At 57.8% G+C, this 26,535-nt stretch carries 24 protein-coding genes and 1 pseudogene; 19 read left to right on the top strand and 6 right to left on the bottom strand.

The window, feature by feature from the left end:
- Positions 1–9: 9 nt before the first annotated feature.
- From RTP97_RS10170 to RTP97_RS10135, 8 genes are all read left to right on the top strand, one after another.
- A complete protein-coding gene (locus tag RTP97_RS10170) occupies positions 10–1,065 on the top strand; it encodes a fimbrial protein (protein WP_312413209.1) in 1,056 nt (351 codons plus the stop codon).
- A 17-nt stretch (positions 1,066–1,082) separates the two neighbouring features.
- Positions 1,083–1,598 (top strand): fimbrial protein, encoded by a 516-nt coding sequence (locus RTP97_RS10165; protein ID WP_312413207.1) that lies wholly within the window; start codon positions 1,083–1,085, stop codon positions 1,596–1,598.
- Positions 1,599–1,705: 107 nt separating this feature from the next.
- A complete protein-coding gene (locus RTP97_RS10160) occupies positions 1,706–2,227 on the top strand; it encodes a GNAT family N-acetyltransferase (RefSeq protein ID WP_312413205.1) in 522 nt (173 codons plus the stop codon).
- 167 nt (positions 2,228–2,394) lie between these two features.
- Positions 2,395–4,791 (top strand): membrane-bound PQQ-dependent dehydrogenase, glucose/quinate/shikimate family, encoded by a 2,397-nt coding sequence (locus tag RTP97_RS10155; RefSeq protein WP_312413203.1) that lies wholly within the window; start codon positions 2,395–2,397, stop codon positions 4,789–4,791.
- Between the two features lie 139 nt (positions 4,792–4,930).
- Positions 4,931–5,884 (top strand): aldo/keto reductase, encoded by a 954-nt coding sequence (locus RTP97_RS10150; RefSeq protein WP_312413200.1) that lies wholly within the window; start codon positions 4,931–4,933, stop codon positions 5,882–5,884.
- Between the two features lie 143 nt (positions 5,885–6,027).
- Positions 6,028–7,002 carry a fatty acid desaturase gene (locus tag RTP97_RS10145; protein WP_312413198.1) on the top strand — a complete coding sequence of 325 codons (975 nt, stop codon included), beginning with the start codon at positions 6,028–6,030 and terminating at the stop codon, positions 7,000–7,002.
- Positions 6,992–7,762 (top strand): phosphate/phosphite/phosphonate ABC transporter substrate-binding protein, encoded by a 771-nt coding sequence (locus tag RTP97_RS10140; protein WP_312413195.1) that lies wholly within the window; start codon positions 6,992–6,994, stop codon positions 7,760–7,762. The genes RTP97_RS10145 and RTP97_RS10140 overlap by 11 nt, the downstream gene beginning before the upstream one ends.
- A gap of 123 nt (positions 7,763–7,885) precedes the next feature.
- The gene (locus RTP97_RS10135) at positions 7,886–8,635 is read left to right on the top strand and encodes an SDR family oxidoreductase (RefSeq protein WP_312413194.1); all 750 of its coding nucleotides are present in this window, start codon (positions 7,886–7,888) and stop codon (positions 8,633–8,635) included.
- 4 nt (positions 8,636–8,639) lie between these two features.
- Here the strand turns inward: RTP97_RS10135 and RTP97_RS10130 are convergent, their stop codons facing one another.
- Both RTP97_RS10130 and RTP97_RS10125 read right to left on the bottom strand, forming a co-directional pair.
- Positions 8,640–9,155, bottom strand: coding sequence for an SRPBCC domain-containing protein (locus tag RTP97_RS10130; RefSeq protein ID WP_312413192.1), 516 nt, complete (start codon positions 9,153–9,155; stop codon positions 8,640–8,642).
- A gap of 112 nt (positions 9,156–9,267) precedes the next feature.
- Positions 9,268–10,167, bottom strand: a complete 900-nt coding sequence (locus tag RTP97_RS10125) for a LysR family transcriptional regulator (RefSeq protein ID WP_312413190.1) — start codon at positions 10,165–10,167, stop codon at positions 9,268–9,270.
- Between the two features lie 208 nt (positions 10,168–10,375).
- Here RTP97_RS10125 and RTP97_RS10120 point away from each other — a divergent pair, with 208 nt between their 5' ends.
- From RTP97_RS10120 to crtB, 6 genes are read left to right on the top strand one after another with little or no spacing between them, the layout of a single operon-like run.
- Positions 10,376–11,248 (top strand): polyprenyl synthetase family protein, encoded by an 873-nt coding sequence (locus RTP97_RS10120; RefSeq protein ID WP_312413187.1) that lies wholly within the window; start codon positions 10,376–10,378, stop codon positions 11,246–11,248.
- 60 nt (positions 11,249–11,308) lie between these two features.
- The gene (gene fni / locus RTP97_RS10115; RefSeq protein WP_312413184.1) at positions 11,309–12,352 is read left to right on the top strand and encodes a type 2 isopentenyl-diphosphate Delta-isomerase; all 1,044 of its coding nucleotides are present in this window, start codon (positions 11,309–11,311) and stop codon (positions 12,350–12,352) included.
- Positions 12,349–13,590 (top strand): glycosyltransferase, encoded by a 1,242-nt coding sequence (locus RTP97_RS10110; protein ID WP_312413183.1) that lies wholly within the window; start codon positions 12,349–12,351, stop codon positions 13,588–13,590. Before fni ends, RTP97_RS10110 begins: the two co-directional genes overlap by 4 nt.
- On the top strand, positions 13,587–14,747 hold the full coding sequence (gene crtY, locus RTP97_RS10105) for a lycopene beta-cyclase CrtY (protein WP_409455936.1): 1,161 nt from the start codon (positions 13,587–13,589) through the stop codon (positions 14,745–14,747). Before RTP97_RS10110 ends, crtY begins: the two co-directional genes overlap by 4 nt.
- Positions 14,744–16,222 carry a phytoene desaturase gene (locus RTP97_RS10100; protein WP_312413182.1) on the top strand — a complete coding sequence of 493 codons (1,479 nt, stop codon included), beginning with the start codon at positions 14,744–14,746 and terminating at the stop codon, positions 16,220–16,222. Before crtY ends, RTP97_RS10100 begins: the two co-directional genes overlap by 4 nt.
- The gene (gene crtB, locus RTP97_RS10095; protein ID WP_312413180.1) at positions 16,219–17,148 is read left to right on the top strand and encodes a 15-cis-phytoene synthase CrtB; all 930 of its coding nucleotides are present in this window, start codon (positions 16,219–16,221) and stop codon (positions 17,146–17,148) included. Before RTP97_RS10100 ends, crtB begins: the two co-directional genes overlap by 4 nt.
- On the opposite strand, the gene RTP97_RS10090 is transcribed toward crtB, so the two are convergent.
- From RTP97_RS10090 to RTP97_RS10080, 3 genes and pseudogenes are all read right to left on the bottom strand, one after another.
- Positions 17,084–17,614, bottom strand: coding sequence for a sterol desaturase family protein (locus RTP97_RS10090; RefSeq protein ID WP_312413177.1), 531 nt, complete (start codon positions 17,612–17,614; stop codon positions 17,084–17,086). The two genes, crtB and RTP97_RS10090, sit on opposite strands and share 65 nt — an antisense overlap.
- A gap of 87 nt (positions 17,615–17,701) precedes the next feature.
- Positions 17,702–18,880 carry a PLP-dependent aspartate aminotransferase family protein gene (locus tag RTP97_RS10085; protein ID WP_312413234.1) on the bottom strand — a complete coding sequence of 393 codons (1,179 nt, stop codon included), beginning with the start codon at positions 18,878–18,880 and terminating at the stop codon, positions 17,702–17,704.
- Positions 18,878–19,840, bottom strand: a pseudogene (locus tag RTP97_RS10080) (PLP-dependent cysteine synthase family protein); the annotation flags it as partial. The gene RTP97_RS10085 and the pseudogene RTP97_RS10080, both read right to left, overlap by 3 nt.
- A gap of 410 nt (positions 19,841–20,250) precedes the next feature.
- Here RTP97_RS10080 and RTP97_RS10075 point away from each other — a divergent pair.
- The 4 genes from RTP97_RS10075 (at position 20,251) to RTP97_RS10060 (ending at position 23,831) form a co-directional block, all read left to right on the top strand.
- On the top strand, positions 20,251–21,273 hold the full coding sequence (locus RTP97_RS10075) for an ATP-binding cassette domain-containing protein (RefSeq protein ID WP_312413174.1): 1,023 nt from the start codon (positions 20,251–20,253) through the stop codon (positions 21,271–21,273).
- Positions 21,266–21,934, top strand: a complete 669-nt coding sequence (locus RTP97_RS10070; protein WP_312413173.1) for a methionine ABC transporter permease — start codon at positions 21,266–21,268, stop codon at positions 21,932–21,934. The genes RTP97_RS10075 and RTP97_RS10070 overlap by 8 nt, the downstream gene beginning before the upstream one ends.
- Before the next feature lie 28 nt (positions 21,935–21,962).
- Positions 21,963–22,775 (top strand): MetQ/NlpA family ABC transporter substrate-binding protein, encoded by an 813-nt coding sequence (locus tag RTP97_RS10065; protein WP_222888758.1) that lies wholly within the window; start codon positions 21,963–21,965, stop codon positions 22,773–22,775.
- Between the two features lie 375 nt (positions 22,776–23,150).
- A complete protein-coding gene (locus RTP97_RS10060) occupies positions 23,151–23,831 on the top strand; it encodes an oligogalacturonate-specific porin KdgM family protein (protein WP_312413169.1) in 681 nt (226 codons plus the stop codon).
- 151 nt (positions 23,832–23,982) lie between these two features.
- Here RTP97_RS10060 and RTP97_RS10055 read toward each other — a convergent pair whose 3' ends face one another.
- On the bottom strand, positions 23,983–25,158 hold the full coding sequence (locus tag RTP97_RS10055; RefSeq protein WP_312413166.1) for an oligogalacturonate lyase family protein: 1,176 nt from the start codon (positions 25,156–25,158) through the stop codon (positions 23,983–23,985).
- Between the two features lie 490 nt (positions 25,159–25,648).
- Between RTP97_RS10055 and kduI the strand changes: the two genes are divergently transcribed.
- Positions 25,649–26,485 carry a 5-dehydro-4-deoxy-D-glucuronate isomerase gene (kduI, locus tag RTP97_RS10050; protein ID WP_312227825.1) on the top strand — a complete coding sequence of 279 codons (837 nt, stop codon included), beginning with the start codon at positions 25,649–25,651 and terminating at the stop codon, positions 26,483–26,485.
- The last annotated feature ends 50 nt before the right edge of the window (positions 26,486–26,535 follow it).

Raw genomic sequence — 26,535 nt, 5'->3', positions numbered from 1 at the left:
GGTTATCAAATGAAATTGAAGTGTAAGCATCGAGGTTATATCAGTTCCAGAAGTGGTCTATTTTATTTTGCAGCGGCTATTCTCTGGTTTTTAGCATCATCTGTTCAGGCGGGAACGGCTACTTGTACACAGGGTACAACTGCTTTCCCTATGAACGTGGGCATTCCAAATTTCACTCCCGATTTGGCAATTGGAGGGGAGATTAAAGGGGCATACTCATATGCTCCTTCTGAGGTGGCGGTTTGCACATTTACAGCCGACACATCGGCTAACAGAGAACTGGATTATATAGTCGGGTCGGATAATGCCGATTTGGGTGTTTATAATGATGCTGAGACTTTTGCAACAAACCTTGCCGGGGTCGGTGTACAGCTTGGTGCTGACCTAACGATGACTTCTAATGTCACTAAGGATAACGATAAAGCCACTGTCTATTTTATTCCGCCTGGCAATAATAAGGCGTCAGGTAGATTTACGATATCAAGTACAAACGAAAAGGTGACACTTTCGTTTATACCTCGTGTCAGACTCATCAAGACCAGCGGGGCCGTAGAGGGGGGGATACTCTCTGGTGTGGTTGGTTATGTAGCAGCAACCGCCGATCGCGTACCGGCTCAGTTGAAAAGAACCACGCTTTACATTACGGGGACGGTTAACGCCAGTGGCTGTGAAGTAAGTAGCACTAAGGAGGTCAATATCGTGCTGGATGATGTGCAGAAGAGCAACTTACCGGAAGTGAATAGCACATGGGGCCAAAGCAGTCCGCACAATATTCAACTCAACTGCAGTAAAGGAACAACGGTAGGAATTACGTTTAGTGGCATTCAATCTTCCGATTCAGCAACGGATGCCAGCGTATTACAAAATAATGGTTCGGCACAGGGCATTGGCGTTCAGCTTTTAAAATCAGACGGCACGCCCTATGTCCTTGGAACCCGGGTGGCAATCAGCAGTTCTGCTGGCGCATCTGTTAATATTCCAGTATCAGCGCGCTATATTAGAACGGGAGATATGGTCGCTGGGTCTGTGACATCAAGTGCTACGTATACGTTAGATTATGAATAACATAAAGCGAAACTATCATGTCAAAAATATGTCTTACAATATTCAGTGTGCTATCTATTTTGACCATAACAAGGGCCTATGCCGGGACGGGATATGAAACAGGAACGGTTAATATCACCGGAAATCTGTTGCCATCTACCTGCAGTATATCTGGTGCTTCGGATTTAACATTCGCGTTAGGGAATGTTTCGCAGGCGGACCTACCGGACATAAATGCTACCTTCGGCCGCGTAGAGCAAGCTATTAGTTTACGCTGTGATGCGGATACCGGCGTGTATATGACCGTATCCGGTGATAGCGTCGCGGATTCACCTGCGATTATTGAAAACAAAGGTACGGGTAAAGGGGTTGGTGTCCAGCTTCTTGATGTGTCAAACAATTATACCCCTATTTCTTTAGGGGAGCGTTGGATGGTTATTCAGGCAACTGAGGGAGATGACACTATTCCTCTTGCCGCACAATACATTCGCACGGGAACGTTAGACAGTGGCACGGTGACAGCGTCAGTAACATATAATCTGGATTATGAGTAGCGTTTAAGCAGGTATCATACTGGTCAGCACGCTGGGTGTGATCCTGTGCGTGGCTGGAACGCGTAAATTTCCGCTTAGCCAGGGTATCAACATACTGGAATTTCTTAATGATAACGATAACGACTGCCAGATTAATTTGTACGCAGATAGCGGAGAGCGACTGGGACTTCTTCCACGCGCTACAGACAGACCCGCAGGTGATGTATTACGTTGCGGATCTGCCGTCAAACGAAGAGATCCGTGCCGCTTTTGAATCAAGGCTGCCATGCTGGTCTCCTCAAAGCTCCCACTGGCTGTGCCTCGTGGTCTCTGACAAGGCGACAGGAAAAAAGCTGGGCGTTACGGGCTATATCCATCGCGGCCCTGACTGTGCCGAGGTGGGCTTTCTGTTTGCACCCGACGCGCAGGGCCTGGGGTACGGAACAGAATCCCTGAGAGCCGTTTGTGATTATGCTTTCCGCGAGGGCGGAATTGAACGTCTGATTGCCACTGTCACCGCAGGTAATCTTGCTTCCCGCCGCCTACTGGAAAAGGTGGGCTTCACCCTGGAGCAGGAGCTACATGAAAGCTATCGTCTGCGGGATCAACTGCATAACGACTGGTTGTTTGGCCTGACGCGCAACGCCTGAGGGCGCTGTGCCTCCCCTGTTTACCTCTCACTTAACCCTTTCCCCGCACAAAACGACAAATTTGTTAGCATGCTAACCCTATATTTTTTTTGTGATCGTTGTAACATTGTTTCGAAATTGTTGTAAAACGCCGTTTCAATTGAACATTTGTCTATGTCAGGGAAATCATGCTTAACAAAATAACAAGTATCATCATCGCGCTCATTGGGCTTGCGATGCTCTATATGGGGGCGAAGCTGCTGCTGGTCGGCGGCTCGCCATTCTACGCCGTAATGGCCGTGGGGCTGATTGCCACTGCCGTGACGCTCTACCTGAACAAACGCATTGCGCTTAATATCTACGCGGTGCTGATGTGGATTGTTCTGGCCTGGATCATCTATGAGGTCGGCTTTGATAAGTGGCAGTGGATCCCGCGTGGCGATCTGATAGGCGTCATTGGCCTCTGGCTGGCGATGCCGTGGGTGGTTCGTCCGCTTTTCCGCGCCAGCGGGGCAGGGGAGCGTCGCTTCCATCCTTTCCTCGGCGGTACCGTGGCGGTGATGATTGCCCTGGTTATCGGTCTCTGCTTCTACGATCCCTATCCGCAGGACGGCACCATTACTAACGCACGTAACGCCTCCAGCGCCGACGTCGCGGAAAACAACTGGACCGCCTACGGTGGCACCACCAACGGCCTGCGTTTCTCTAAGCTCAACCAGATCAATAAAGATAACGCCAGCGATCTGGAAGTGGCCTGGACCTACCACACCGGGGATCTGCGCGACGGCAGCAAAGACGCGACCGAATACACCTTCGAGGCGACGCCGCTGAAGGTTAACAACGCGCTCTACTTCTGTACTCCGCACAACGAAGTGCACGCTCTCGATCCGCAGACCGGGGCGCTTAAGTGGAAATACGTTCCTGAAAAAGATCGCTCCTACCTGCAACAGCACCAGACCTGCCGTGGCGTAAGCTACTATGACGGCAGCGCAGCCGTTCAGGACGGCAGTTCAGCCCAGCCTGCAGCCACTAACGTTGCACCGGCAGCCTGTACTCGCCGCATCTTCAACGCGACTACCGACGCGAAGCTGGTTGCGCTGGATGCCGATACCGGTAAACCGTGCGCCGATTTCGGCACTAACGGCATTGTCGATCTGCATGACAACATGGGTACCATTCGTCCACACGCGCTGATGCAGACCGCCGCCCCGCTGGTGGCCGGTAAGCTGGTGATCCTTGGCGGCTCCGTGATGGACAACGGCTATAACACCGGTAACCCGTCGGGCGTCATCCGCGCCTTTGACGCCGTAACCGGACGTCTGGTCTGGAACTTCGATCCGGCAAATCCTGAGAATACCCAGCCGATTGCCGCCGGGCAGACCTTCCCGCAGGATACCCCTGTAGCCTGGGCTACTCTCAGCGCCGATCTGAAAAACGGTCTGGTCTATGTGCCGTTTGGCAACGCCTCGCCGGATGAAGTTGGAACCCAGCGCGATCCGCAGAGCAACACGGAGAAATTCCGCGACACGCTGGTGGCGCTGGATCTCAACACCGGTGCGTTCAAGTGGCGCTTCCAGTCCTCGAAGCATGACCTGTGGGACCGCGATAACCCGTCCCAGCCGTCGCTGCTGGATATCGACTATCAGGGGAAAAAACAGCCGGTCGTGATCCTGCCGACCAAAACCGGCAACCTGTTTGTGCTTAACCGTCTGACCGGCGAGCCTGTCTACCCGATCAACCAGAAGCAGGTCTCTACTGAAGGCGGCATCACCGGGGAGAGCTTCTCGTCGACCCAACCGGTCTCCGCGCTGAACTTTATTCCCGATCCGCTGAGCGAAAAAGCGATGTGGGGGATCACGCCGTTCGATCAGATGGCCTGCCGTATCGATTTTAAATCGCTGCGCTACGACGGTAACCCGTGGACGCCAGCTACCGAGTCCGGCTCGATTGTCTTCCCTGGCAATATCGGCGTGTTTAACTGGGGCTCTGTGGCTATCGATCCGGAGCGTCAGATCCTGATCGCTTCCCCGGTACGTCTGGCCTACAAATACAACCTGATCAAGCGTACTCCGCAGACAGAAGAAGAGCGTCTGTTTACCAAGGAGAACTCACCGTACTGGAACGAGAACTTCCAGGGCACCTACGCGATCCACATTCAGCAGCTCTCTTCCGATCTGGGCATTCCGTGTATTGCGCCGCCGTGGGGCCGGATGGTAGGCGTCGATCTGACCACCGGTAAAACGGAGTGGATGCGTCGGGTCGGTACGACCAAGAACCTCAACACCACCTTCCTGCCAGGGCGTTTCCCGATCGGCTTCCCGATGGGGATGGTCGCTCACGGCGGTCCGCTGGTAACGGCAGGTGACGTGGTGTTCCATGGCGCAACGGCGGATAACTTCTTCCGTGCCTACGACATCAACACCGGTAAGCTGCTGTGGCAGACCGAGCTGCCAGCGGGCGGCCAGGCTACCCCGGCGACCTATCTGGGCAGCGATAACAAGCAGTACGTGGTTATTGCCGCGGGCGGTCACGGCTCGCTGGGCACCAAAGGCGGCGATGCCGTTGTTGCCTACCGTCTGAAGTAATCGCTCTACTCTTCCCTACGGCCCATCAGGCTCGTAGGGAAGAGCTTCCCTTCTACAAATCTCCATTTGCATTCAGTGCGTTATTACCGTGTTTTGTCTACGATTGCCTATACCGTAACTAAAAAAAGGGGTATTGCGCATGGCTTTACGTTCATTAGGCACGACGGGATTACACATTCCACCGCTGGTTTTTGGCGGTAACGTCTTTGGCTGGACCGTTGATGAGAAGCAGAGCTTCACTCTGCTGGATGCGCTGCTGGAGCGCGGCCTAACCGCCATCGACACCGCCGATGTCTACTCTGCCTGGGTGCCAGGCAACAAAGGCGGCGAATCCGAAACGATCCTTGGCAAATGGTTTGCTGCCCACCCTGGCGCACGGGAAAAAATCACCCTGTTTACCAAAGTCGGCTCCGACCTTGGCGAGCCGGGGAAAAAAGGGCTCTCCGCCCGCTGGATTGAACAGGCGGTTGATGACTCCCTAAAACGCCTGCAAACGGACTATATCGATCTCTACTTCTCCCACTGGCCGGACGACAGCACGCCCTACGAAGAGACCCTTGGCGCGTATGAGAAGCTGTTGAAAGCCGGCAAGATCCGCGCCGTTGGCGCATCTAACCTCAATGCAGCGCAGCTAGAAGCTTCACTTAAGGCGGCCGATGCTAACGGCCTGCCGCGCTATCAGGTGTTACAGCCGGAGTACAACCTCTACGATCGCGACGGCTTTGAAGGCGAATTGCAGGAGCTGGTGGTTCGGGAGAACATCGGCGTGGTGACCTACTACAGCCTGGCCTCCGGCTTCCTTTCCGGGAAATACCGCAGCGAGAAGGATCTGGGCCAGAGCCAGCGCGGCGAGGGCGTGGGTAAATACCTCAACCCGCGCGGCTATGCCATTCTGGAGGCGCTGGACAGCGTTGCGGAGAAGCACGGCGTGAAGCCTGCGCAGGTGGCGCTCGCCTGGCTGATTAGCCGCCCCGGCGTGACCGCGCCTATCGCCAGCGGCACTAAAATCGAGCACGTTGATGGCTTTGTTGAGGCGATAAACCTTCAGCTTACGCCGGAAGATATTCTCGCCCTCGACAAGGCTGGTGCGTAACGCTTCCCTCTGCCCGGTGTTTATCACCGGGCGCTCTACCATTGCCGCGCTTCGCAAAAGCTAAGCCGTTTAAATTCTTTGTCATTACCGCCGTTTTCTCACATCGTTTGCCTGTCTGACATCGGGGTAAGAGGTGGGAAAAAATGGCAAAAAGCACCGCTGGCTGGCTGCATGAAGAGCAGCGCGACTGGGTTCGGCAGCGCGCCCGCTCCTGGCTGTGGCGCTGCGAGCTGCCAACCTGGATTTTAATCGCGGTAATCTACGGCGGCTGGTTTACGACGCTGGCGTTCTGGCAGACGCTGGGGCTGCTGCCCGCCACGCTGGTGCTGATCTGGTTCACCACCTGGTACATGTCACTTCAGCATGAACTGATCCACGGTCACCCTACATGCTACCCACGGGTAAACCAGCTGCTGGGGCTGATGCCGCTGGCGGTCTGGTACCCGTACGGTCTCTATCGGGATGCACATCTGGCGCATCACCGTACCCATCTGCTCACGCAGCCGGAGGACGATCCCGAGTCCTACTACATTCCCGAGTGGCGCTGGCGGCGCTATGCGCCCTGGCAGCGCAAGCTGATTGCCCTACGCAACACCTTTCCTGGTCGCCTGCTGTTGGCCCCGGCGCTGGATATCGCCCAGCTGCTGGAGGGCATGGTGACATCGTTTCGCCGCCTCGATCGTCAGGCAATGGCGATGTGGATCGTGCACGGTGTTCTGCTGGCTGCGACCTTTGCCTGGCTGGTGCGCTGCGAGTTTTCGATCCTCTACTTTGTGCTGGCGGTTAGCTATCCGGCGCTGGCCCTGACCAAGGTGCGCTCCTTTCTGGAGCATCGGGCGGACAACGATCCGCTTGCGCGCTCGGTGATCAACGAGGCCTCGCTGCCGTGGCGGGTACTGTTCCTTAATCTGAACTACCATTCTGTGCATCACGATCTGCCGGGCGTGCCCTGGTATGCATTACGTAAAGTCTACCTGCGCGATCGGGCAAGCTATCAGCAGCGCAACGGCGGCTTTCTGGTGCGGGGCTACGGCGAGTGGCTGCGGCACTTTCTATGGCGCTCGGTGAACGTTGATGCCCACCCCGGCTTTAACAAGGCGAACGGTAATGAGCAGTAGGATTGCGTTTCCGATGTATGACCTCTACCGCCCGGATAGCGAGGCGCTAATCCAGGCTGTGCAGGATCTGCTGGCGGCAAGGGGCGTTGCCGTCACGCCGGTCTGGCCGCAGGAGGATCTGCTGACCCACTGGCAGAGCGACGATCTTCTGTTGAGCCAGGCCTGCGGCTATCCGCTGGTTACGCGGCTGCCGGAGGTGCAGACGGTGGGCTGCTTTCACTATTCGGCTCCGGGCTGCGAAGGCATTCGCTACCGCAGCCTGCTGGTGGTGCGCCAGCGCGACAGGCATAAAACGCTGGCGGATTTTCGCGGTACCCGCACGGTCTGCAATGCACCCGACTCCCAGTCAGGCTACAACGTGTTTATGCAGATGGTCGCGCCGCTGGCGCATCAGGGGATCTTCTTTAATGACGTTATCTTCAGCGGCAGCCACCGCCAGTCGCTGGTTGAGATCGGCGAGGGCAGGGCGGATATCGCGGCCATCGACTGCGTCACCTTCGCTCTGCTTCAGCGCCATGCGCCACAGTTAATCGCTAACCTTGCCGTTATCGGTGCTAGCCCCGCCGCGCCCGGACTGCCGTTGATTACCGCCAGAAACACGCCGCCGTCACGCATCGCGCTGCTGCGGGTCGCGCTGCGCCAGTTGGTCAGCGACCCGGCGTATCGCACCCTTTGTACAGCGCTGTTTATCAGCGGCTTTAGCGACGTCTCGCGGCATGACTATGCGCCAATCCTCTCTGGTAATTATCCACAGCCATAAATAGTCCTTTCTATTTTCCACTATTTTTCATTAATCAATTGCACAGTAAAGTTCATCCATGCCCTGACGATGCGGTGACGGGCAATCCCGATACTCACTATTAAACAGGAAAGGAACATGAAGATGAGCAAACAACTCGACGGTAAAATTGCGCTGGTCACCGGAGGTACAAGCGGCATTGGTCTGGCCACCGCGCAGGTGCTGGCGGCTCAGGGCGCGCAGGTATTTATTACCGGGCGTCGCCAGGCAGAGCTGGATGCGGCGGTGGATGCCATTGGCGCGGCAGCGACCGGCATTCGCGCCGATGCCTCTAAGCTGGCAGAGCTGGACGCGGTCTATGCCCAGATAGCTAAACAGGCCGGACGGCTGGACATTCTGTTTGCCAACGCCGGGGGTGGCGACATGCAGCCGCTAGGGGCCATCAGCGAAGAGCATTTTGACCGCATCTTCGGTACAAACGTGCGTGGTGTAGTGTTCACGGTGCAGAAAGCGCTGCCGCTGCTGGTAGATGGCGCCTCGATCATTTTAACCGGATCGACCACCTCCGTTAAGGGCACCGCCAGCTTCAGCGTCTACAGCGCCAGCAAGGCCGCAGTACGCAACTTTGCCCGCTCGTGGGCGCTGGATCTGAAAGATCGTGGCATTCGCGTCAACGTGGTCAGCCCTGGCCCGGTTCGTACGCCTGGCCTTGGCGATCTGGTGCCGGATGAGCATCGTCAGGGACTGTTTGACGCGCTCGCCGCCCAGGTGCCGCTGGGCCGCCTCGGTGAGCCGGAGGAGATTGGCAAAGTGGTGGCGTTTCTTGGCTCCGACGCGGCCAGCTTTATCAACGGCGCGGAGCTGTTCGTTGATGGCGGTATGGCGCAGATCTAACGCGTTATCGGCTTGCGCTTAATGCAGCGCTGACTAAACCGTCCAGCCACGCCTGATGTCCGTTCAGCATGGGGTTAGGACGGGTTACCGCCAGCGCTTTAGCCGGCTCACCGTTCTGGGTCTCTTGGGTCAAAATACGAACCCGGTTACCCGGCAGATCCTCCAGCAGCCAGGCGTGGTGCACGTCCAGACGCTCCGGCGTATTTTCCTCGCCCGACCAGCCGTGCCATGCTACGCGAGCAGGTTCACCCACCGCAGGCGGAACGTACTCCACGACCTGGGACTCCACTGGGAAGCCAAAGGTGCTGAAATAGAAGCGCAGATTATTTTCCAGCTCGGGGCCACCATTATTATAAAAGCGCACGTCGGCTGAGTTTTTATAATATTCTGGCCACAGCAGAGGCTGGTTTAGAAACGGCCAGACATCCGCCACGCTTAGGTTTGGGATAATCATTTCGTTAGAAACAAAATTATCGCTGAAGCCTGGGATATACCCTTCCGGCCAGTAAATGGTATGCATTGTGCTCTCCTGAAAATAGTCGATATCGGGGACGCCTTCGCGTCATGCAGTGATTATCGCCTTATTCAGATATAAGCCAAATCGCCATTTTAGATAAATATTATAAGTAAACTTATAATTGGCTAATTTCAACCAGCAGAGCGCGGATCCATTGCTGGGCCGGATCCCGGTGGGTGCGTTCATGCCAGGCCATGCTTTTGGTAAAGCCAGGGATTGCCAGCGGCGGATCCATCATCGCCATCTGCTCCTGGCGGCAGGCCAGACGCTGGGGAACAACCGCGATCATATCGGTCAGGCGCAGCATTTCGGGTAACACCAAAAAGCTATTAACGGACATGCCTACGCGACGGGTACGTCCCATTGTTGCCAGAGCTTCGTCGGTCACGCCCCAAAAGCTGCCGGTGGTAGAGACCAAAATATGCTCCTGCTCGCAAAACTGCGCCAGCGTGATATCACCCGCCACGGCGAGGGGGTGCTCGGCACGCATCATGCAGACATACTCCTCCTGATACAGCGCGCGGCTATGTAGCTCGACCGGAGTCGTTTGCGGTGTCACCAGGGCCAGATCGGCTTCGCCCCGTTCCAGCTGCTGGAACAGACGATCGTTATCTACCGGACGTACCGCGACACGAATGCCGGGCGCACGTTTTTTTAGGGCAGCCATCAGGGGAACGATAACTGCTTTTAGAGCGTAGTCGGTGGCGACAATGGTGTAGGTTAGCTCTGCGCTGAGCGGATCAAAATGTGCCGGCTTCAGCAGAACAGCGATCTCCGTCAGGATCTGCTTAACGGGCATAGCCAGCTCGGTCGCGCGCAGGGTAGGAACCATCCCGTGCTGGGTACGGATAAAGAGCGGATCGTCAAAAAAGTCGCGCAGGCGGGTTAGCATACCGCTGACGGCAGGCTGAGTGAGGGAGAGCCGCTGTGCAGCCCGGGTGACGCTGCCTTCATCAAGCAGCGCATCCAGAGCTTTGAGCAGGTTGAGATCCAGCGATCTGATATCGTTGTTCATATACACAGGTCATAAGCGATAAGCATTTGCTCTGCATGCTAGTGGCTAATCCGGTGCCTGTCTAATCAATGTAAAACTACTTCAGAACCTGGCGAGAGCTACCCGCGCGGTCTACGGTTAAGTGACACTACAAGACAATATAGCGGGTAACCTTGCAATGGTGAGTGGCAGTAAAACGGTCGTTTCGCCCCATCGCGAAATTGAAGTAATGAGACAATCCATTGATGAACACCTGGCTAGCCTGCTTCCTGAAACCAATAGCCAGGATGTCGTCAGCGTTGCCATGCGTGAAGGGGCGATGGCGCCGGGCAAACGGATCCGTCCGCTGCTGATGCTGCTGGCCGCCCGCGATCTACGCTATCAGGGCAGCATGTCCACGCTGCTCGATCTCGCCTGCGCCGTTGAACTGACCCATACCGCGTCGCTGATGCTCGACGATATGCCCTGCATGGATAACGCCGAGCTGCGCCGTGGGCAGCCTACCACCCACAAAAAATTTGGCGAGAGCGTGGCTATCCTCGCCGCCGTTGGGCTGCTCTCTAAAGCCTTTGGTCTGATCGCCGCCACCCGCGATCTGCCGGGGGAGAGACGCGCCCAGGCGGTCAACGAACTCTCAAACGCGGTGGGCGTGCAGGGCCTCGTGCTGGGACAGTTTCGCGATCTCAACGATGCGGCGCTGGACTGTACTCCCGACGCTATCCTCAGCACCAACCATCTGAAAACCGGCATTCTGTTTAGCGCGATGCTACAGATCGTCGCCATCGCCGCTGCGTCGCCAGAGAGCACGCGGCAGACGCTGCACGCCTTCGCTCTCGACTTTGGCCAGGCCTTTCAGCTGCTGGACGATCTGCGTGACGACCACCCGGCGACCGGCAAAGATCGTAACAAGGACGCCGGGAAATCGACGCTAGTAAACCGGCTGGGCGCGGACGCGGCCCGACAAAAGCTGCGCGAGCACATTGACTCCGCCGACAGACACCTCACCTTTGCCTGTCCGCAGGGAAGATCCATCCGACAGTTTATGCATCTGTGGTTTGGTCATCACCTTGCCGACTGGTCACCGGTCATGAAAATCGCCTGATACCGCCCTTCGGTTCAAGCAGCACTCAACTATGGAACCACATTACAGGAGTAGTAATGAATGAAGGACGAGCGCCTTGTTCAGCGTAAAAACGATCATCTGGATATCGTCCTCGATCCCCGGCGCGCCGTAACCCAGGCCAGCGCAGGCTTTGAACGCTGGCGCTTTACCCATTGCGCCCTGCCGGAGCTGGATTTTAACGACATCACGCTGGAAACCACCTTTTTAAACCGTCAGTTACAAGCCCCGCTGCTGATCAGCTCGATGACCGGCGGCGTTGAGCGCTCACGCCATATTAACCGTCACCTTGCCGAGGCGGCGCAGGCGCTGAAGATTGCGATGGGGGTTGGCTCTCAGCGCGTCGCCATTGAGAGCGACGCTGGCCTTGGGCTGGATAAAACGCTGCGCCAGCTGGCCCCGGACGTGCCGCTGCTGGCGAACCTTGGCGCGGCACAGCTGACGGGCAGGAAAGGTCTCGACTACGCCCGGCGCGCCGTGGAGATGATTGAGGCGGATGCCCTGATTGTGCACCTCAACCCACTGCAGGAGGCGCTGCAGCCCGGCGGCGATCGCGACTGGCGCGGACGGCTGGCGGCTATTGAAACCCTGGTCCGTGAACTGCCCGTTCCGCTGGTGGTGAAAGAGGTGGGGGCAGGGATCTCCCGCGCGGTAGCCGGGCAGCTAGTGGATGTCGGCGTTGCCGTGATTGACGTCGCAGGCGCGGGCGGGACCAGCTGGGCCGCCGTTGAAGGCGAGCGGGCGGCGACCGAGCAGCAGCGCAGCGTCGCCAACGTCTTTGCCGACTGGGGGATCCCTACCGCCGAAGCGTTGGTTGAGATCGCCGACGCCTGGCCGCAGGTGCCTATTATCGCTTCAGGCGGTATTAAAAACGGCGTCGATGCGGCAAAAGCGCTACGGCTCGGAGCCTGCATGGTGGGCCAGGCCGCCGCCGTGCTTGGCAGCGCGGGCGTCTCTACGGAGAAGGTGATCGATCACTTTAACGTCATCATTGAACAGCTGCGGGTCGCCTGCTTCTGCACGGGCAGCAGTAGCCTCTACGATCTGAAGCAGGCGGATATGCGCTATTTGCGGGATGCGCCATGAGCCATTTTGCCATCGTGGCACCGCCGCTCTACAGCCACGCGGTGGCGCTGCATGCCCTGGCGCTGGAGCTGGCCCGGCGCGGCCACCGGGTGACCTTTCTTACCGGAAACGTCGCCTCGCTGGCAGAGCAGGAAACGGAGCGGGTAACGTTCTATCCGCTTCCCGCCAGCGTGCAGCAGGCCCAGCGCAGCGTACAGCAGCAGAGCAACGGCAACCTGCTGCGGCTGATCGCGGCCATGTCATCCCTGACCGATGTGCTTTGCCGACAGCTGCCCGCTATTCTGCAGCGGCTGGCGGTGGACGCGCTGATTGTCGATGAGATGGAGCCTGCCGGAAGCCTGGTCGCCGAGGCGCTGGGGCTGCCGTTTATCTCCATCGCCTGTGCGCTGCCGGTCAACCGCGAGGCGGGCCTACCGCTGCCAGTGATGCCGTTTCACTACGCCGAGGATAAGAAAGCCCTGCAGCGTTTTCAGGTCAGCGAACGTATCTACGATGCGCTGATGTACCCGCACGGACAGACGATCCTGCGCCACAGTCAGCGCTTTGGTTTGCCGGAGCGCAGGCGTCTCGACGAGTGCCTCTCGCCGCTGGCGCAGATCAGCCAGTCCGTTCCCCTTCTCGACTTCCCGCGCCGGGCGCTGCCGGACTGTTTCCACTACGTCGGGGCGCTGCGTTACCAGCCGCCACCGCAGGTGGAACGCCCGCCGCGCAGCACGCCGCGGATCTTTGCCTCGCTGGGTACGCTGCAAGGGCACCGTCTACGCCTGTTTCGGAAGATCGCCCGGGCCTGTGCCAGCGTGGGGGCGGAGGTGACCATTGCCCACTGCGATGGTTTGACGCCGGCTCAGGCCGACTCGCTCTACGCCTGCGGCGCGACGGAGGTGGCCAGCTTTGTCGACCAGCCGCGCTACGTTGCTGAGGCAAATCTGGTGATTACCCACGGCGGTCTCAATACCGTGCTGGATGCGCTGGCTGCCGCCACGCCGGTGCTGGCGGTGCCGCTCTCTTTCGACCAGCCCGCCGTGGCTGCCCGACTGGTCTATAACGGTTTGGGCCGCCGGGTGTCACGCTTTGCCAGACAGCAGACCCTGGCGGATGAAATTGCCCAGCTGCTGCGGGACGAGACCCTGCACCAGCGCCTGGCGACGGCCCGCCAGCAGCTTAACGACGCCGGAGGCACGCTGCGTGCGGCGACCCTAATTGAACAGGCCATGACAGGGAGCAAAAGCGTATCGTGAGGGATCTGATTTTAGTCGGCGGCGGGCTGGCCAACGGGCTGATCGCCTGGCGTCTGCGCCAGCGCTACCCGCAGCTCAACGTGCTGCTGATCGAGGCCGGGGAGCAGATTGGCGGGAACCACACCTGGTCATTCCACGAGGACGATCTTACCCCCGAACAGCACGCCTGGCTGGCCCCGCTGGTAGCCCACGCCTGGCCGGGCTATGAGGTGCAGTTTCCCCATCTCAGCCGTCGGCTCGCACGCGGCTACTACTCCATTACGTCAGAGAGCTTTGCCGAGGCTCTGCATCAGGCGCTGGGAGAGAACATCTGGCGTAGCTGTCCGGTGAGCGAGGTCTTACCTAACAGCGTACGCCTTGCCAGCGGCGAGGCGCTGCTTGCCGGGGCGGTGATTGATGGTCGCGGCGTGACCGCCAATCCGGCGATGCAGACCGGCTACCAGCTCTTTCTCGGCCAGCAGTGGCGGCTGAGCCAGCCCCACGGCCTGACCGTACCGATCCTGATGGACGCCACGGTAGAGCAGCAGCAGGGCTACCGCTTTGTCTATACCCTGCCGCTCTCTGCTGACACGCTGCTGATTGAGGACACGCGCTACGCCAACACCCCGCAGCTCGATAGCGATCTCCTGCGTCAGACCATTACCGACTATGCTCACAGCAAAGGGTGGTCGCTGGCCCAGCTTGAGCGCGAGGAGTCCGGCTGTCTGCCGATTACCCTGGCGGGCGACATCCAGGCGCTGTGGGCCGATGGGGCAGGCGTGCCGCGCTCGGGAATGCGGGCGGGGCTGTTCCACCCCACCACCGGCTACTCGCTGCCGCTGGCGGTCGCTCTGGCCGACGAGATCGCCGACAGCCCGCGTCTGGGCAGCGTCCCGCTCTATCAGCTCACCCGACAGTTTGCCGAACGCCACTGGCGCAGGCAGGGATTCTTCCGCCTGCTAAACCGGATGCTCTTTCTGGCGGGACGCGAGGAGAATCGCTGGCGGGTGATGCAGCGCTTCTACGGGCTGCCGGAGCCAACCGTAGGCCGCTTTTACGCCGGTCGGCTCTCTCTATTCGATAAGGCCCGCATTTTGACGGGCAAGCCGCCGGTTCCGCTGGGGGAGGCCTGGCGGGCGGCGCTGAACCATTTCCCTGACAGGCGAGAAAAAGGATGAAGAAAACCGTTGTGATTGGCGCAGGCTTTGGTGGCCTGGCGCTGGCGATCCGCCTGCAGGCGGCAGGGATCCCAACCGTGCTGCTGGAGCAGCGGGACAAGCCCGGCGGTCGCGCCTACGTCTGGCATGATCAGGGCTTTACCTTTGACGCCGGGCCGACGGTGATCACCGATCCCACTGCGCTCGAGGCGCTATTTACCCTCGCCGGCAAGCGGATGGAGGATTATGTCAGGCTGCTGCCGGTGAAACCCTTCTATCGGCTCTGCTGGGAGTCCGGGAAAACCCTGGACTACGCTAACGACAGCGCCGAGCTTGAGGCGCAGATTACTCAGTTTAACCCCCGCGACGTCGAAGGCTACCGGCGCTTCCTGGCTTACTCTCAGGCGGTGTTCCAGGAGGGCTATCTGCGCCTCGGCAGCGTGCCGTTTCTCTCGTTTCGCGACATGCTGCGCGCCGGGCCGCAGCTGCTTAAGCTTCAGGCGTGGCAGAGCGTCTACCAGTCGGTCTCGCGCTTTATTGAGGATGAGCATCTGCGGCAGGCCTTCTCTTTCCACTCTCTGCTGGTGGGCGGCAACCCCTTTACCACCTCGTCCATCTATACCCTGATCCACGCCCTTGAGCGGGAGTGGGGCGTCTGGTTCCCCGAGGGCGGCACCGGGGCGCTGGTCAACGGCATGGTGAAGCTGTTTACCGATCTGGGCGGGGAGATCGTGCTCAACGCGCGTGTTGAGGAGCTGGTGGTGACCGATAACCGCGTGAGCCAGGTGCGGCTGGCGGATGGCCGCACCTTTGATGCCGACGCCGTAGCCTCAAACGCTGACGTGGTGAATACCTATAAAAAGCTGCTCGGCCACCATCCGGTGGGGCAGAAGCGGGCGGCAGCGCTGGAGCGCAAGAGCATGAGCAACTCGCTGTTTGTGCTCTACTTCGGCCTGAACCAGCCCCATCCGCAGCTGGCGCACCATACCATCTGCTTCGGCCCGCGCTACCGGGAGCTTATCGACGACATCTTTACCGGCAGCGCGCTGGCGGATGACTTCTCTCTGTATCTGCACTCGCCCTGCGTGACCGATCCTTCGCTCGCCCCTCCCGGCTGCGCCAGCTTCTACGTGCTGGCCCCGGTGCCGCATCTTGGCAACGCGCCGCTGGACTGGGCGCAGGAGGGGCCGAAGCTGCGCGACCGTATTTTTGACTACCTGGAAGAGCGCTACATGCCCGGCCTGCGTAGCCAGCTGGTAACCCAGCGTATCTTTACCCCGGCGGATTTCCATGACACGCTGGATGCGCACTTGGGCTCGGCCTTCTCTATCGAGCCGCTGCTCACCCAGAGCGCCTGGTTCCGGCCCCATAACCGCGACAGCGATATCGCCAACCTCTATCTGGTCGGCGCAGGTACCCATCCCGGAGCGGGTATTCCCGGCGTGGTGGCCTCGGCGAAAGCCACCGCCAGCCTGATGATTGAGGATCTGCAATGAGCCAACCGCTACTGCTTGATCACGCCACGCAGACCATGGCCAACGGCTCGAAGAGCTTTGCCACTGCCGCGAAGCTGTTCGATCCCGCCACCCGTCGCAGCGTGCTGATGCTCTACACCTGGTGCCGTCACTGCGATGACGTCATCGATGACCAGACCCACGGCTTTGCCAGCGAGACTGCGGCAGAAGAGGAGGCGACCCAGCGCCTGGCCCGGCTGCGCAAGCTGACCCTGGCGGCGTTTGAAGGGGCAGAGATGCAGGATCCCGCCTTCGCCGCCTTTCAGGAGGTGGCGCTGACCCACGGCATTACGCCCCGCATGGCGCTCGATCACCTCGACGGCTTTGCGATGGACGTAGCCCAGACTCGCTATGTCACCTTTGAGGATACGCTGCGCTACTGTTATCACGTAGCTGGAGTTGTGGGACTGATGATGGCGAGGGTGATGGGCGTGCGGGATGAGCGGGTGCTGGATCGCGCCTGCGATCTCGGGCTGGCCTTTCAGCTGACGAATATCGCCCGGGATATTATTGACGATGCGGCTGTTGACCGCTGCTACCTGCCCGCCGAGTGGCTGCACGATGCCGGGCTGACGCCGGAGAACTATGCCGCACGGGAGAACCGGGCGGCGCTGGCGCGGGTGGCGGAGCGGTTAATTGACGCCGCCGAGCCGTACTACATCTCCTCGCAGGCCGGGCTGCATGACCTGCCGCCGCGCTGCGCCTGGGCGATCGCCACCGCCCGCAGCGTCTACCGGGAGATCGGTATTAAGGTAAAAGCGGCGGGAGGCAGCGCCTGGGATCGCCGCCAGCACACCAGCAAAGGTGAAAAAATCGCCATGCTGATGGCGGCGCCGGGCCAGGTTATTCGTGCGAAGACGACGAGGGTGACGCCGCGTCCGGCTGGTCTTTGGCAGCGTCCCGTTTAGGCGGGCGGCCATGACGCTTGCGCAGGATCGCCTGGAGGTCGGCAGGCTTACGGGCGTAAATAAAGCCGAAGGAGACGCAGCCCTCCCGTCCGCGCACCGCATGGTGCAGGCGGTGCGCGACGTAAAGCCGCTTCAGATAGCCCCGGCGCGGGATCCAGTGGAAGGGCCAGCGCTGGTGCACCAGGCCATCGTGCACCAGGAAGTAGAGCAGGCCGTAGATCGTCATGCCGCAGCCAATCCACTGCAGGGGCCAGATCCCCGCCGTGCCTGCGGCGATCAGCGCGATAGCCACCCCGGCGAAGACCACCGCAAAGAGATCGTTCAGCTCAAACACCCCCTTGCGCGGAGTGTGGTGCGACTCATGCCAGCGCCATCCCCAGCCGTGCATAATGTAGCGGTGGGTGAATGCGGCGATGCCCTCCATCGCAATAACGCTCAAGATGACGATCAGACTATTTACTAGCATAGCGGTGCGCGCTCCTGCGACTCAGACTGGCTTAATCAAAACCCTTAGCCTCTAAGCATAGTCGCAATCGCTGGGCGCGCGTCGGTATCAGGCCAAAGCCTGCTTGAGGTCTGCCAGCAGATCCTGCTCATCCTCAATGCCCACCGACAGGCGGATCAGCTGCGGCGTAATGCCGTTCGCCAGGCGCTGCGCCAGCGGGATCGAAGCGTGGGTCATGCTGAACGGCTGGCTCACCAGGCTCTCGACGCCGCCAAGGCTCTCGGCGAGGGTAAACAGCTTCAGTTTGCTAATGACCTCTGCCGCACGCTGATCGTCACCTTTGATCACGATGGAGATCATGCCTCCGGGCAGAGCCATCTGCTGGCGCGCCAAAGCATACTGCGGATGCGACGTCAGCCACGGGAACCACACTTTCTCCACCTGCGGCTGCTGCTCAAGCCAGCGAGCCAGCGTCAGGGCGTTGCTGCTGTGACGCTCGATGCGCAGGGCGAGGGTGCGGATCCCGCGTAGGGTCAGGAAGCTGCTGAACGGATCGAGCACGCCGCCCACCGCGTTTTGCAGGTAGCCCAGCTTCTCTGCCAGCGCCGGGCGATCGCCCACCACCGCCAGCCCGGCTACCACGTCGGAGTGGCCGTTGAGGTATTTGGTGGCCGAGTGCACCACGATATCAAAGCCCAGCGTCAGCGGGCGGTGGATCAGCGGCGAGGCGAAGGTGTTATCCGCCACGCTAATAACGTTGTGACGGCGGGCGATCTCAGCGATAGCCGCCAGGTCCGCCAGCTTAAGCAGCGGGTTGGTGGGCGTCTCTACCCAGATCATCCGCGTATCCGGCCGGATGGCGGCCTCCAGCCCGGCAAGATCGTCCGGCTTCACCCAGCTTACCTGTAGCCCGGTGCTGCGACGGCGCACGTTCTCAATCAGGCGGTAGGTGCCACCGTAAACGTCGTCAATCGCGACGATATGGCTATCTTTATCCAGCAGCTCCAGCACGGTTGAGATCGCCGCCAGGCCGGAGGCGAAGGCGTAGCCGCGCGTGCCGCTCTCCAGCTCGGCGATGGCGCTCTCCAGGGCATGGCGCGTCGGATTGCCGCTGCGGGAGTACTCGTAGCCGGTGTGCTGGCCTGGCGCGGGCTGGGCAAAGGTCGAGGTGGCATAGATAGGCGGCATCACCGCCCCGTGCTGGTCGTTAAAGGCGCCGCTGTGCACGCTGAGGGTCGCCAGCGCGCTAACCGGTGTGGCGGGCGCGGGCTGGTCATCATCCTGCAAGCCCTGCTGTTGTAGCCACTCATCGTTAAACATGCGGGAGAGGTACTTGTTGCCGCTGTCGCAGGCAAAGGTCACCACCCGCTTTGGCGTGGTCTGGTTCTGGCAGTAGCGCAGGGCGGCGGCCAGCAGCGTGCCGGTGGAGGAGCCAGCCAGCACGCCTTCCGTCTGTAACAGCTGGCGGGCAGTGGCAAAGGCCTCCGCATCCGATACCCGGTACGCCTGGCGGACGTTCTCCAGATGGGCAAGGGGAGGGATAAAGTCTTCCCCAATTCCTTCTACTCGCCAGGATCCGGCTTCGCCGTGCTGTCCGGTCTCAACCTGATCCGCCAGAATCGAGCCGATGGGATCGGCCAGCACAAACTCGGTGTGCGGCGAGTGTTTGGCAAACCACGCCTGCAAGCCGCCCAGCGTGCCACCGGAGCCAACGCCTACCACCACGGCGTCAATCCTACCCGCCAGCTGGTCGAACAGCTCCGGCGCGGTGGTGGTGGCGTGCGCCAGCGGGTTAGCCGGGTTGGAGAACTGATCGATATAGTAAGCCCCCGGCGTCTCCTCCGCCAGGCGGCGGGCGTAGTCCTGATAATACTCCGGGTGGCCTTTGGTCACGTCGGAGCGGGTAATAAGTACCTGAACGCCGAGCGCGCGCAGATGGTAGATCTTCTCCTGGCTCATCTTGTCCGGTACCACCAGCACCAGCTTGTAACCTTTCTGGGCGGCAATCAGCGCCAGTCCGAGACCGGTATTGCCTGCGGTAGCCTCAATAATGGTGCCGCCGGGATTCAGCAGGCCCCGGCGTTCGGCCTCGTTAATCATCGACAACGCGACGCGATCCTTTATTGAGCCGCCGGGATTCTGATTCTCCAGCTTGAGAAAAAGCTCGCACGAGCCGGTGTTCAGTTTGTGTAGCTGCAAAATCGGCGTCTGGCCGATAAGGTCGGTAATGGAGTGGAATACGGACATTTTTTGTCACCTGTTATGAGATGCGATAGCAGGAGGATAGGGCCGCAAAAAACAGCTTTTAAAGAATGATTCTCTGCTAAATAGAACGAAATGGCATATCTGTGCTATTTAGCCGTCAGGATGGAAAGCCATCTGGATATAACGCCGGATGGCGCTGCGCTTATCCGGCCTACAAAACAAAGGTTTAGAGCCTACCCTTGCTATCGCAGACCGTAAACCAGTGCTAATCTTATGCGCTTTTTCGATAACGGTTGCTGAATTAATCCTATAGACGCCAGGTCACGGTATGAGCCGCTTATACCTGCACGTTATATCTTATTCATTTTTTGTTATTTCAAAGATAATAACGCCTGTTTATCATCATTCAGACATCCATACTGCTAAACCGCCATAACGGATACACCAACGAAATGATCGTCCTGAGGAATATCTCTAAGATTTTTGACCACGGAAAGGTACCTATTACCGCCGTGGATAATGTGAACTTGACGGTTGAGCAGGGGCAAATTTACGGCATCATCGGCTACAGCGGCGCGGGGAAAAGTACTCTGATCCGCCTGCTCAATGGCCTGGAGAAGCCCACCGAGGGTAGCGTGACCATCAACGGTCAGGATATCTCCGCCGCGCGCGGTGAGAGCCTGCGCCAGGCGCGGCTGAAGATCAGCATGGTCTTCCAGCACTTCAACCTGCTCTGGTCGCGTACGGTAAATGAAAACATCGCCTTCTCGATGCAGATCGCGGGCGTGCCGAAAGCAAAAATCACCGCCCGGGTGGCGGAGCTGGTTGAGCTGGTCGGCCTGACGGGGCGCGAACACGCCTATCCGTCCCAGCTGAGCGGCGGCCAGAAGCAGCGCGTCGGCATCGCCCGTGCGCTGGCTAACAGCCCGGACGTGCTGCTGTGCGACGAAGCGACCTCGGCGCTGGATCCGCAGACCACCGATCAGATCCTCGATCTGCTGCTGGATATCAACCGCCGCTTTAAGCTGACCATCGTGCTGATCACCCATGAGATGCACGTGGTACGTAAGATTTGCGACCGCGTGGCGGTGATGGAGAACGGCAGAGTGGTGGAAGAGGGTGACGTACTGGATGTCTTTACCCGTCCGCAACAGCCGATCACCCGCCAGTTTGTGCGCCAGGTGAGCCAGTATGCGGAGGAGGAGACTTTTAATCCCGAGCTGGCTAACGACCTGGACGGTAGCGTCATCAAGCTGACCTTTACCGGCCACAGCACGCATAAGCCGATCGTGGGCGAACTGACCCTGCGCTACGGCCTGCCGTTCAATATTCTGCACGGCAAAATGACCCAGACGGCGCACGGCGTCTTTGGACAACTTTGGGTGCACGTGGTGGCAACCCAGGAACAACTAGGCAATATCCTCGCAGATCTGCAGAAAAGCGATATTGACGGCGAGGTGATCAAACATGGTTGAGAATTTATTCCCGCATCTGCGTCTGGAGCAGCTCTGGTCTGCCACGCAGGAGACACTCTACATGACGGCACTCTCCGGGGTAGCCACCTTTGTACTGGGGATCCTGCTCGGGCTGGCGCTGTTTTTAACCGCTAAGGGCGGGCTGTTCCAGAACAAGCCGCTCTACAGCGTGATCTCTATCGTGGTGAACGTGTTCCGCTCTATCCCGTTCATTATTCTGATCGTGCTGCTGATCCCCTTTACCAAGACTCTTATCGGTACCATTTTGGGTGCCAACGCCGCGCTACCGGCGCTAATCGTGGGGGCTGCGCCGTTCTATGCCCGTCTGGTAGAGATTGCGCTGCGTGAAGTGGATAAAGGCGTCATTGAAGCCACGCGCTCTATGGGTGCGCGCCTCAGTACGCTCGTGTTTCGGGTGCTGTTGCCTGAATCGTCGCCTGCGTTAGTGTCAGGCATCACCGTTACGCTGATCGCTCTGGTGAGCTACAGCGCTATGGCGGGTGTGATCGGCGCGGGCGGTTTAGGAAATCTTGCTTATCTGGAAGGATTCCAGCGTAACCACAACGACGTCACGCTGGTGGCGACGGTGACCATTCTGATCATCGTCTTCATCATCCAGTTCTGCGGCGACGTGATTACCTCACTGTTAGATAAACGCTAAACACAACAACAATTTGGGAACCAACATCATGAAAAAGACACTGACACTGATTGCCGCAGCAACCCTCAGCGCCCTGAGCTTCGCCTCCTGGGCTGATACCCTGACCGTGGGCGCGTCCAACGTGCCGCACGCAGAGATTCTCGAGCAGGCTAAACCTATCCTCGCAAAACAGGGTATCGATCTGGAGATCAAACCGTTCCAGGACTACATCCTGCCGAACACCGCGCTGGCCAGCCGTGACATCGACGCGAACTACTTCCAGCACATCCCGTACCTGAACAGCGTGCTGAAAGATCACGAAGGCGACAAAACCTATGACTTCGTCAGCGCAGGCGCGATCCACATCGAGCCGATTGGTATCTACTCTAAAAAGTACAAGTCGCTGAAGGATCTGCCGCAGGGCGGCAAAGTGATCATGCGTGATGCCGTGGCAGAAGAGGGCCGCATCCTCTCTATCTTCGAGAAAGAGGGCGTGATCAAGCTGAAGCCGGGCGTGAATAAAGTTAACGCGCGCATCAGCGATATCGTTGAGAACCCGAAAAAGCTGGAGTTCCTGCCGAACGTAGAAGGCTCCCTGCTGCCGCAGATGTATAACAACGACGAAGGCGATGCGGTGGTGATCAACGCCAACTACGCTATCGACGCCGGTCTGGACCCGGTGAAAGATCCGATTGCGGTAGAGAGCGGTGAGAACAACCCGTACGCCAACATCATCACCGTCCACCGTGGCGACGAGAAGAAGAAAGACGTTGTCGCGCTGGTGAACGTGCTGCACTCCAAAGAGATTCAGGAGTGGATCCGTACCAAGTACAAAGGCGCGGTGATCCCGGTTAACAACTGAGTTTGATTTATGTGTTAAAGAGGCCCGCTTAAGAGCGGGCTTTTTTACGTCAAAATTAATGCTTAAGAAAAGTATTATACGAATATAATAAAATAACGTATGTAACTATTTGTTAGCTAACTCAGCAATGCACTGATAAATAAGAAGTTTGACCTATTATAAAATATTTGTAATTGTGACGTTAATAGCTAGATGCTGTGATCTGCGTCGTTATTTATAGCCCAAAAGGCCTGGCTTTGTTGATATTCATCACGTCTTCACTTTCCTAATTTTTTGAAACAGCCAATTACGATCCCGATCACTAAAATAAAGTTATTTAAAAAATAAAATGCAATTCCATAAAAACGGAACATCATTTTAATTTTGAGGGTGGCTATGTTGAAGAATACTCTGATCCTTGCGTCTCTTATCGGTGCCTCTTTTGCTGCGCAGGCCGTGACTGTCGATCTGCGTCACGAATATATTGATAACGGCACCAACGCCGATCGCGTGGCGGTCTCTCACCGTTTTGATAACGGCCTGGGTTTTGGCGTCGAAGCAAAATGGAAATCCGGTGGTAACAATGCCGATCAACCATTAACCGAAATCGTTGGCAACGGTCACGAAGAATCCCTGAACTGGCGCTGGAAAGCGACAGATAATTTTGCTCTTAACCCGGGCATTAATATTGAAAGTAAAGATACCTTCTCTATCTATAAACCTTATCTGCATGCGCAGTATAGCTTTGACAGCGGCGTCTATATCGCTGGTCGCTACCGCTATGAGTACACCCGTAACCCGGACTCCGACGTTGTTGATAACAAAGTAAATAAATTCGATGCCTGGGTAGGCTGGGCGATGGGCGACTGGCGCACCGAGCTGAACTACGTCTACGCGAAAAGTACCGAAGACGTTATTCGTGAAAATAACAAAACCTATTCTAACGAATATAACGTTAAGCTCGCTTATAAATGGGATAAAAACTGGTCTCCGTATGGCGAAGTGGGTAACGTCGGCGTGCGAAATACCGACGAGCGCCAGACACGTTTCCGTGTCGGCGTAGCATATACCTTCTAAAAGAACCCTCATGAGAAGACCCCGGAGCAGTTGGCCGGGGTTTTTTCTTTATATTAATAGAAAGAAAAAGAAATAGAGTCGTGGATGAAATAGCACAGATAAAAAAAGGCCCTCCATACGGAGGGCAAGGCCAGTTACTAAACACACTCAATTATGCTTGTAGCCATTCACGCTGCTCGGGAAGCCGGGCAATATAGAGCGCAGGCTTACCGTCTTTGTCGGAGCTAAACAGAACCGCACTGTCGTCCGGCGTAAATGACGGATGTGGATGGGTCACCTGGCGACTATTTGCCACCGTGGCCCAGGAGGTATCGTGACGCGCTGCGCGGTAGTAGCGCTTCTCCGCTACGTCGAATACATAGATATAGGGATCGTTATCGATGCTGTAGCCGTCAGCATCATTGACGTCAACCGGCGAGCCTGAGCCGTCGCCCACCAGCAGGGTGCCGTCAAAGTTGCTCATCAGATGCGAACAGGCCGGCATGGCCATGATCGCCTCGTTAACCCCGGTAGTCGGATCAAAGCGGTAGACGGTGCGGCCCTGCTGCCCCTTCAGATAGGAGACATAAACCAGCGCCGAACCGTTCGGCACCCAGAACTCATGGGTGCAGCTCTCACCCTCGGCATGGGTCTTCACTTTACGGATATTGCTGCCGTCCTCATTCACCAGCCACATACGCGCATCAACCAGATCGTGCGGGCCTTCATGACAGAAAGCGACGGTGTTGTCGTCAAACGGACGGTAGATCGGATGACCCAGCCAGAGCTTCTCTTCATGAATAGTGGCGCTTTCACCGGTCTGCAAATCGACGCGCAGCAGGCGGCAGCGAGGCCCTTTGAGGAAGAAGTCGTGGAAAATTTTCCAGTCGTTGAGCGGCGTCCAGTCACTTTTGGCAATTTCGATACCGACCAGCTTGGTGCAGTCGCTGTTTGCTACCCAGGTACCGTAGCCAACCCACTCGTCCGGCACGCGGTAGACTTCACGCTCGGCCAGGGTTTCGAGGTTCACTTCCCGCAGGGTACGGTCGTTTTTAACGTAGTAGAGGGCAGTGTCATCCGGTGACAGGAAGCCGCCAAAGGTATTATCGCCCGCGCCCTCGGTCAGCTGTACCGCTTCGGCCTTGGCAATGTTCAGCAGATAGTAGTTCCAGTAACCATCGAATTCGCCTGCGAAGAGCAGGTGGCTGCCATCATTAAAGAAGCATTTCTGATAGAAGTAGTTGCGATGACAGGTGACTTCGGGAGGCGTTAAGCGGATCACTTCCGCACCCGTGTCCGGATCGCGGCTGACTTCATAGTTAAGCTTAACCCGCATACCTTTCGCCATACTTATCTCCTTGTTAAGAGGGCCTGTCACGATGTTTCGGCTAGCGTAATGACCCGAATGGATTATGAGTTTAAAAAGTAGGTGTTAAATTATCAAAACATCGTTTCAGTATGTGTGATTGGTCACGCACTTTAATAAGAAAAAAGTTGTGCGGAGATCAGTTTGAGGTAGAGGAAAACGCACGTCTTTGATTTATGACGATAAAAATCAACAAGATAGCCAAAATTCAAAGTTTCCATAAGCCATTGTTAAATAATGATTTTTCTGGGGACTGCGGAATGAGAACTCTCTGCAGACAGGTGTCAACGCCTAACAATCGTGATCCTAATTGCAATTTTCAAACGAAATGGCAGAAAAAATGAAACAATGTTTTATTTGCAATTGAAAACACGTTTTAGCCGGGATAATATGGCCGCCATACTACAAAACGGAACAGCGTTTCGACGCTCCGTTATGTGACGTTTGGTCAAAAACGATTTTGGAGGTAAATGTGGAAGTCAGACAAAGCATCCACAGCGCGCATGCTAAGACGCTGGATACTCAGGGGCTGCGCGACGAGTTCTTAGTTGAGCAGGTATTCGAGGCGGACGCTTACACCATGGTGTACAGCCATATCGACCGCATTATCGTTGGCGGCATCATGCCGGTGGCAAAAACCGTTGCCGTTGGCGGCGAAGTGGGCAAGCAGCTGGGCGTCAGCTACTTCCTTGAACGCCGCGAACTGGGCACCATCAACATCGGCGGGCCGGGCACCATCACCGTTGACGGCCAGTGCTACGAAATCGGCCATCGCGATGCGCTCTATGTCGGCAAAGGGGCACAAGAGGTGGTGTTTGCCAGCGTCGATCCGGCAAAACCGGCCAAGTTCTACTACAACTGCGCCCCGGCACATACCGCTTACCCAACCAAAAAAGTCACACCGGCGGACGTTGCTCCGGTGACCCTTGGCGATCCGCTCACCAGCAACCGTCGCACCATTAACAAATACTTCGTGCCGGACGTGCTGGAGACCTGCCAGCTGAGCATGGGCTTGACCGAGCTGGAGCCGGGCAACCTGTGGAACACCATGCCGTGCCATACCCATGAGCGTCGGATGGAGGTCTACTTCTACTTCAATATGGATGAGGACGCCTGCGTGTTCCATATGATGGGGCAGCCGCAAGAGACGCGCCACATCATCATGCATAACGAACAGGCGGTGATCTCACCGAGCTGGTCTATTCATTCGGGCGTCGGTACCCGCGCTTACACCTTCATCTGGGGGATGGTAGGCGAGAACCAGGTCTTTGATGATATGGACCACGTTGCCGTTAAGGATCTGCGCTAGTCGCGGAGAGCAAAGCAAACCCTGCCTGGCGAACAGGCGCAGATAGATTA

Source organism: Pseudescherichia sp. (assembly GCF_031998825.1).
Lineage (GTDB): Bacteria > Pseudomonadota > Gammaproteobacteria > Enterobacterales > Enterobacteriaceae > Pseudescherichia.
This window is presented reverse-complemented; position numbering and strand designations above follow the sequence as displayed.

Coding starts and splice junctions, on each gene's coding strand:
- RTP97_RS10070 (WP_312413173.1), top strand. CDS start 21,266: ATGGTTGAGAATTTATTCCCGCATCTGCGTCTGGAGCAGCTCTGGTCT.
- RTP97_RS10120 (WP_312413187.1), top strand. CDS start 10,376: ATGAGACAATCCATTGATGAACACCTGGCTAGCCTGCTTCCTGAAACC.
- RTP97_RS10100 (WP_312413182.1), top strand. CDS start 14,744: ATGAAGAAAACCGTTGTGATTGGCGCAGGCTTTGGTGGCCTGGCGCTG.
- RTP97_RS10055 (WP_312413166.1), bottom strand. CDS start 25,158: ATGGCGAAAGGTATGCGGGTTAAGCTTAACTATGAAGTCAGCCGCGAT.
- RTP97_RS10165 (WP_312413207.1), top strand. CDS start 1,083: ATGTCAAAAATATGTCTTACAATATTCAGTGTGCTATCTATTTTGACC.
- RTP97_RS10125 (WP_312413190.1), bottom strand. CDS start 10,167: ATGAACAACGATATCAGATCGCTGGATCTCAACCTGCTCAAAGCTCTG.
- RTP97_RS10145 (WP_312413198.1), top strand. CDS start 6,028: ATGGCAAAAAGCACCGCTGGCTGGCTGCATGAAGAGCAGCGCGACTGG.
- RTP97_RS10090 (WP_312413177.1), bottom strand. CDS start 17,614: ATGCTAGTAAATAGTCTGATCGTCATCTTGAGCGTTATTGCGATGGAG.
- fni (WP_312413184.1), top strand. CDS start 11,309: ATGAAGGACGAGCGCCTTGTTCAGCGTAAAAACGATCATCTGGATATC.
- RTP97_RS10075 (WP_312413174.1), top strand. CDS start 20,251: ATGATCGTCCTGAGGAATATCTCTAAGATTTTTGACCACGGAAAGGTA.
- RTP97_RS10170 (WP_312413209.1), top strand. CDS start 10: ATGAAATTGAAGTGTAAGCATCGAGGTTATATCAGTTCCAGAAGTGGT.
- RTP97_RS10140 (WP_312413195.1), top strand. CDS start 6,992: ATGAGCAGTAGGATTGCGTTTCCGATGTATGACCTCTACCGCCCGGAT.
- RTP97_RS10135 (WP_312413194.1), top strand. CDS start 7,886: ATGAGCAAACAACTCGACGGTAAAATTGCGCTGGTCACCGGAGGTACA.
- RTP97_RS10065 (WP_222888758.1), top strand. CDS start 21,963: ATGAAAAAGACACTGACACTGATTGCCGCAGCAACCCTCAGCGCCCTG.
- RTP97_RS10160 (WP_312413205.1), top strand. CDS start 1,706: ATGATAACGATAACGACTGCCAGATTAATTTGTACGCAGATAGCGGAG.
- crtB (WP_312413180.1), top strand. CDS start 16,219: ATGAGCCAACCGCTACTGCTTGATCACGCCACGCAGACCATGGCCAAC.
- RTP97_RS10130 (WP_312413192.1), bottom strand. CDS start 9,155: ATGCATACCATTTACTGGCCGGAAGGGTATATCCCAGGCTTCAGCGAT.
- RTP97_RS10155 (WP_312413203.1), top strand. CDS start 2,395: ATGCTTAACAAAATAACAAGTATCATCATCGCGCTCATTGGGCTTGCG.
- RTP97_RS10150 (WP_312413200.1), top strand. CDS start 4,931: ATGGCTTTACGTTCATTAGGCACGACGGGATTACACATTCCACCGCTG.
- RTP97_RS10110 (WP_312413183.1), top strand. CDS start 12,349: ATGAGCCATTTTGCCATCGTGGCACCGCCGCTCTACAGCCACGCGGTG.
- RTP97_RS10060 (WP_312413169.1), top strand. CDS start 23,151: ATGTTGAAGAATACTCTGATCCTTGCGTCTCTTATCGGTGCCTCTTTT.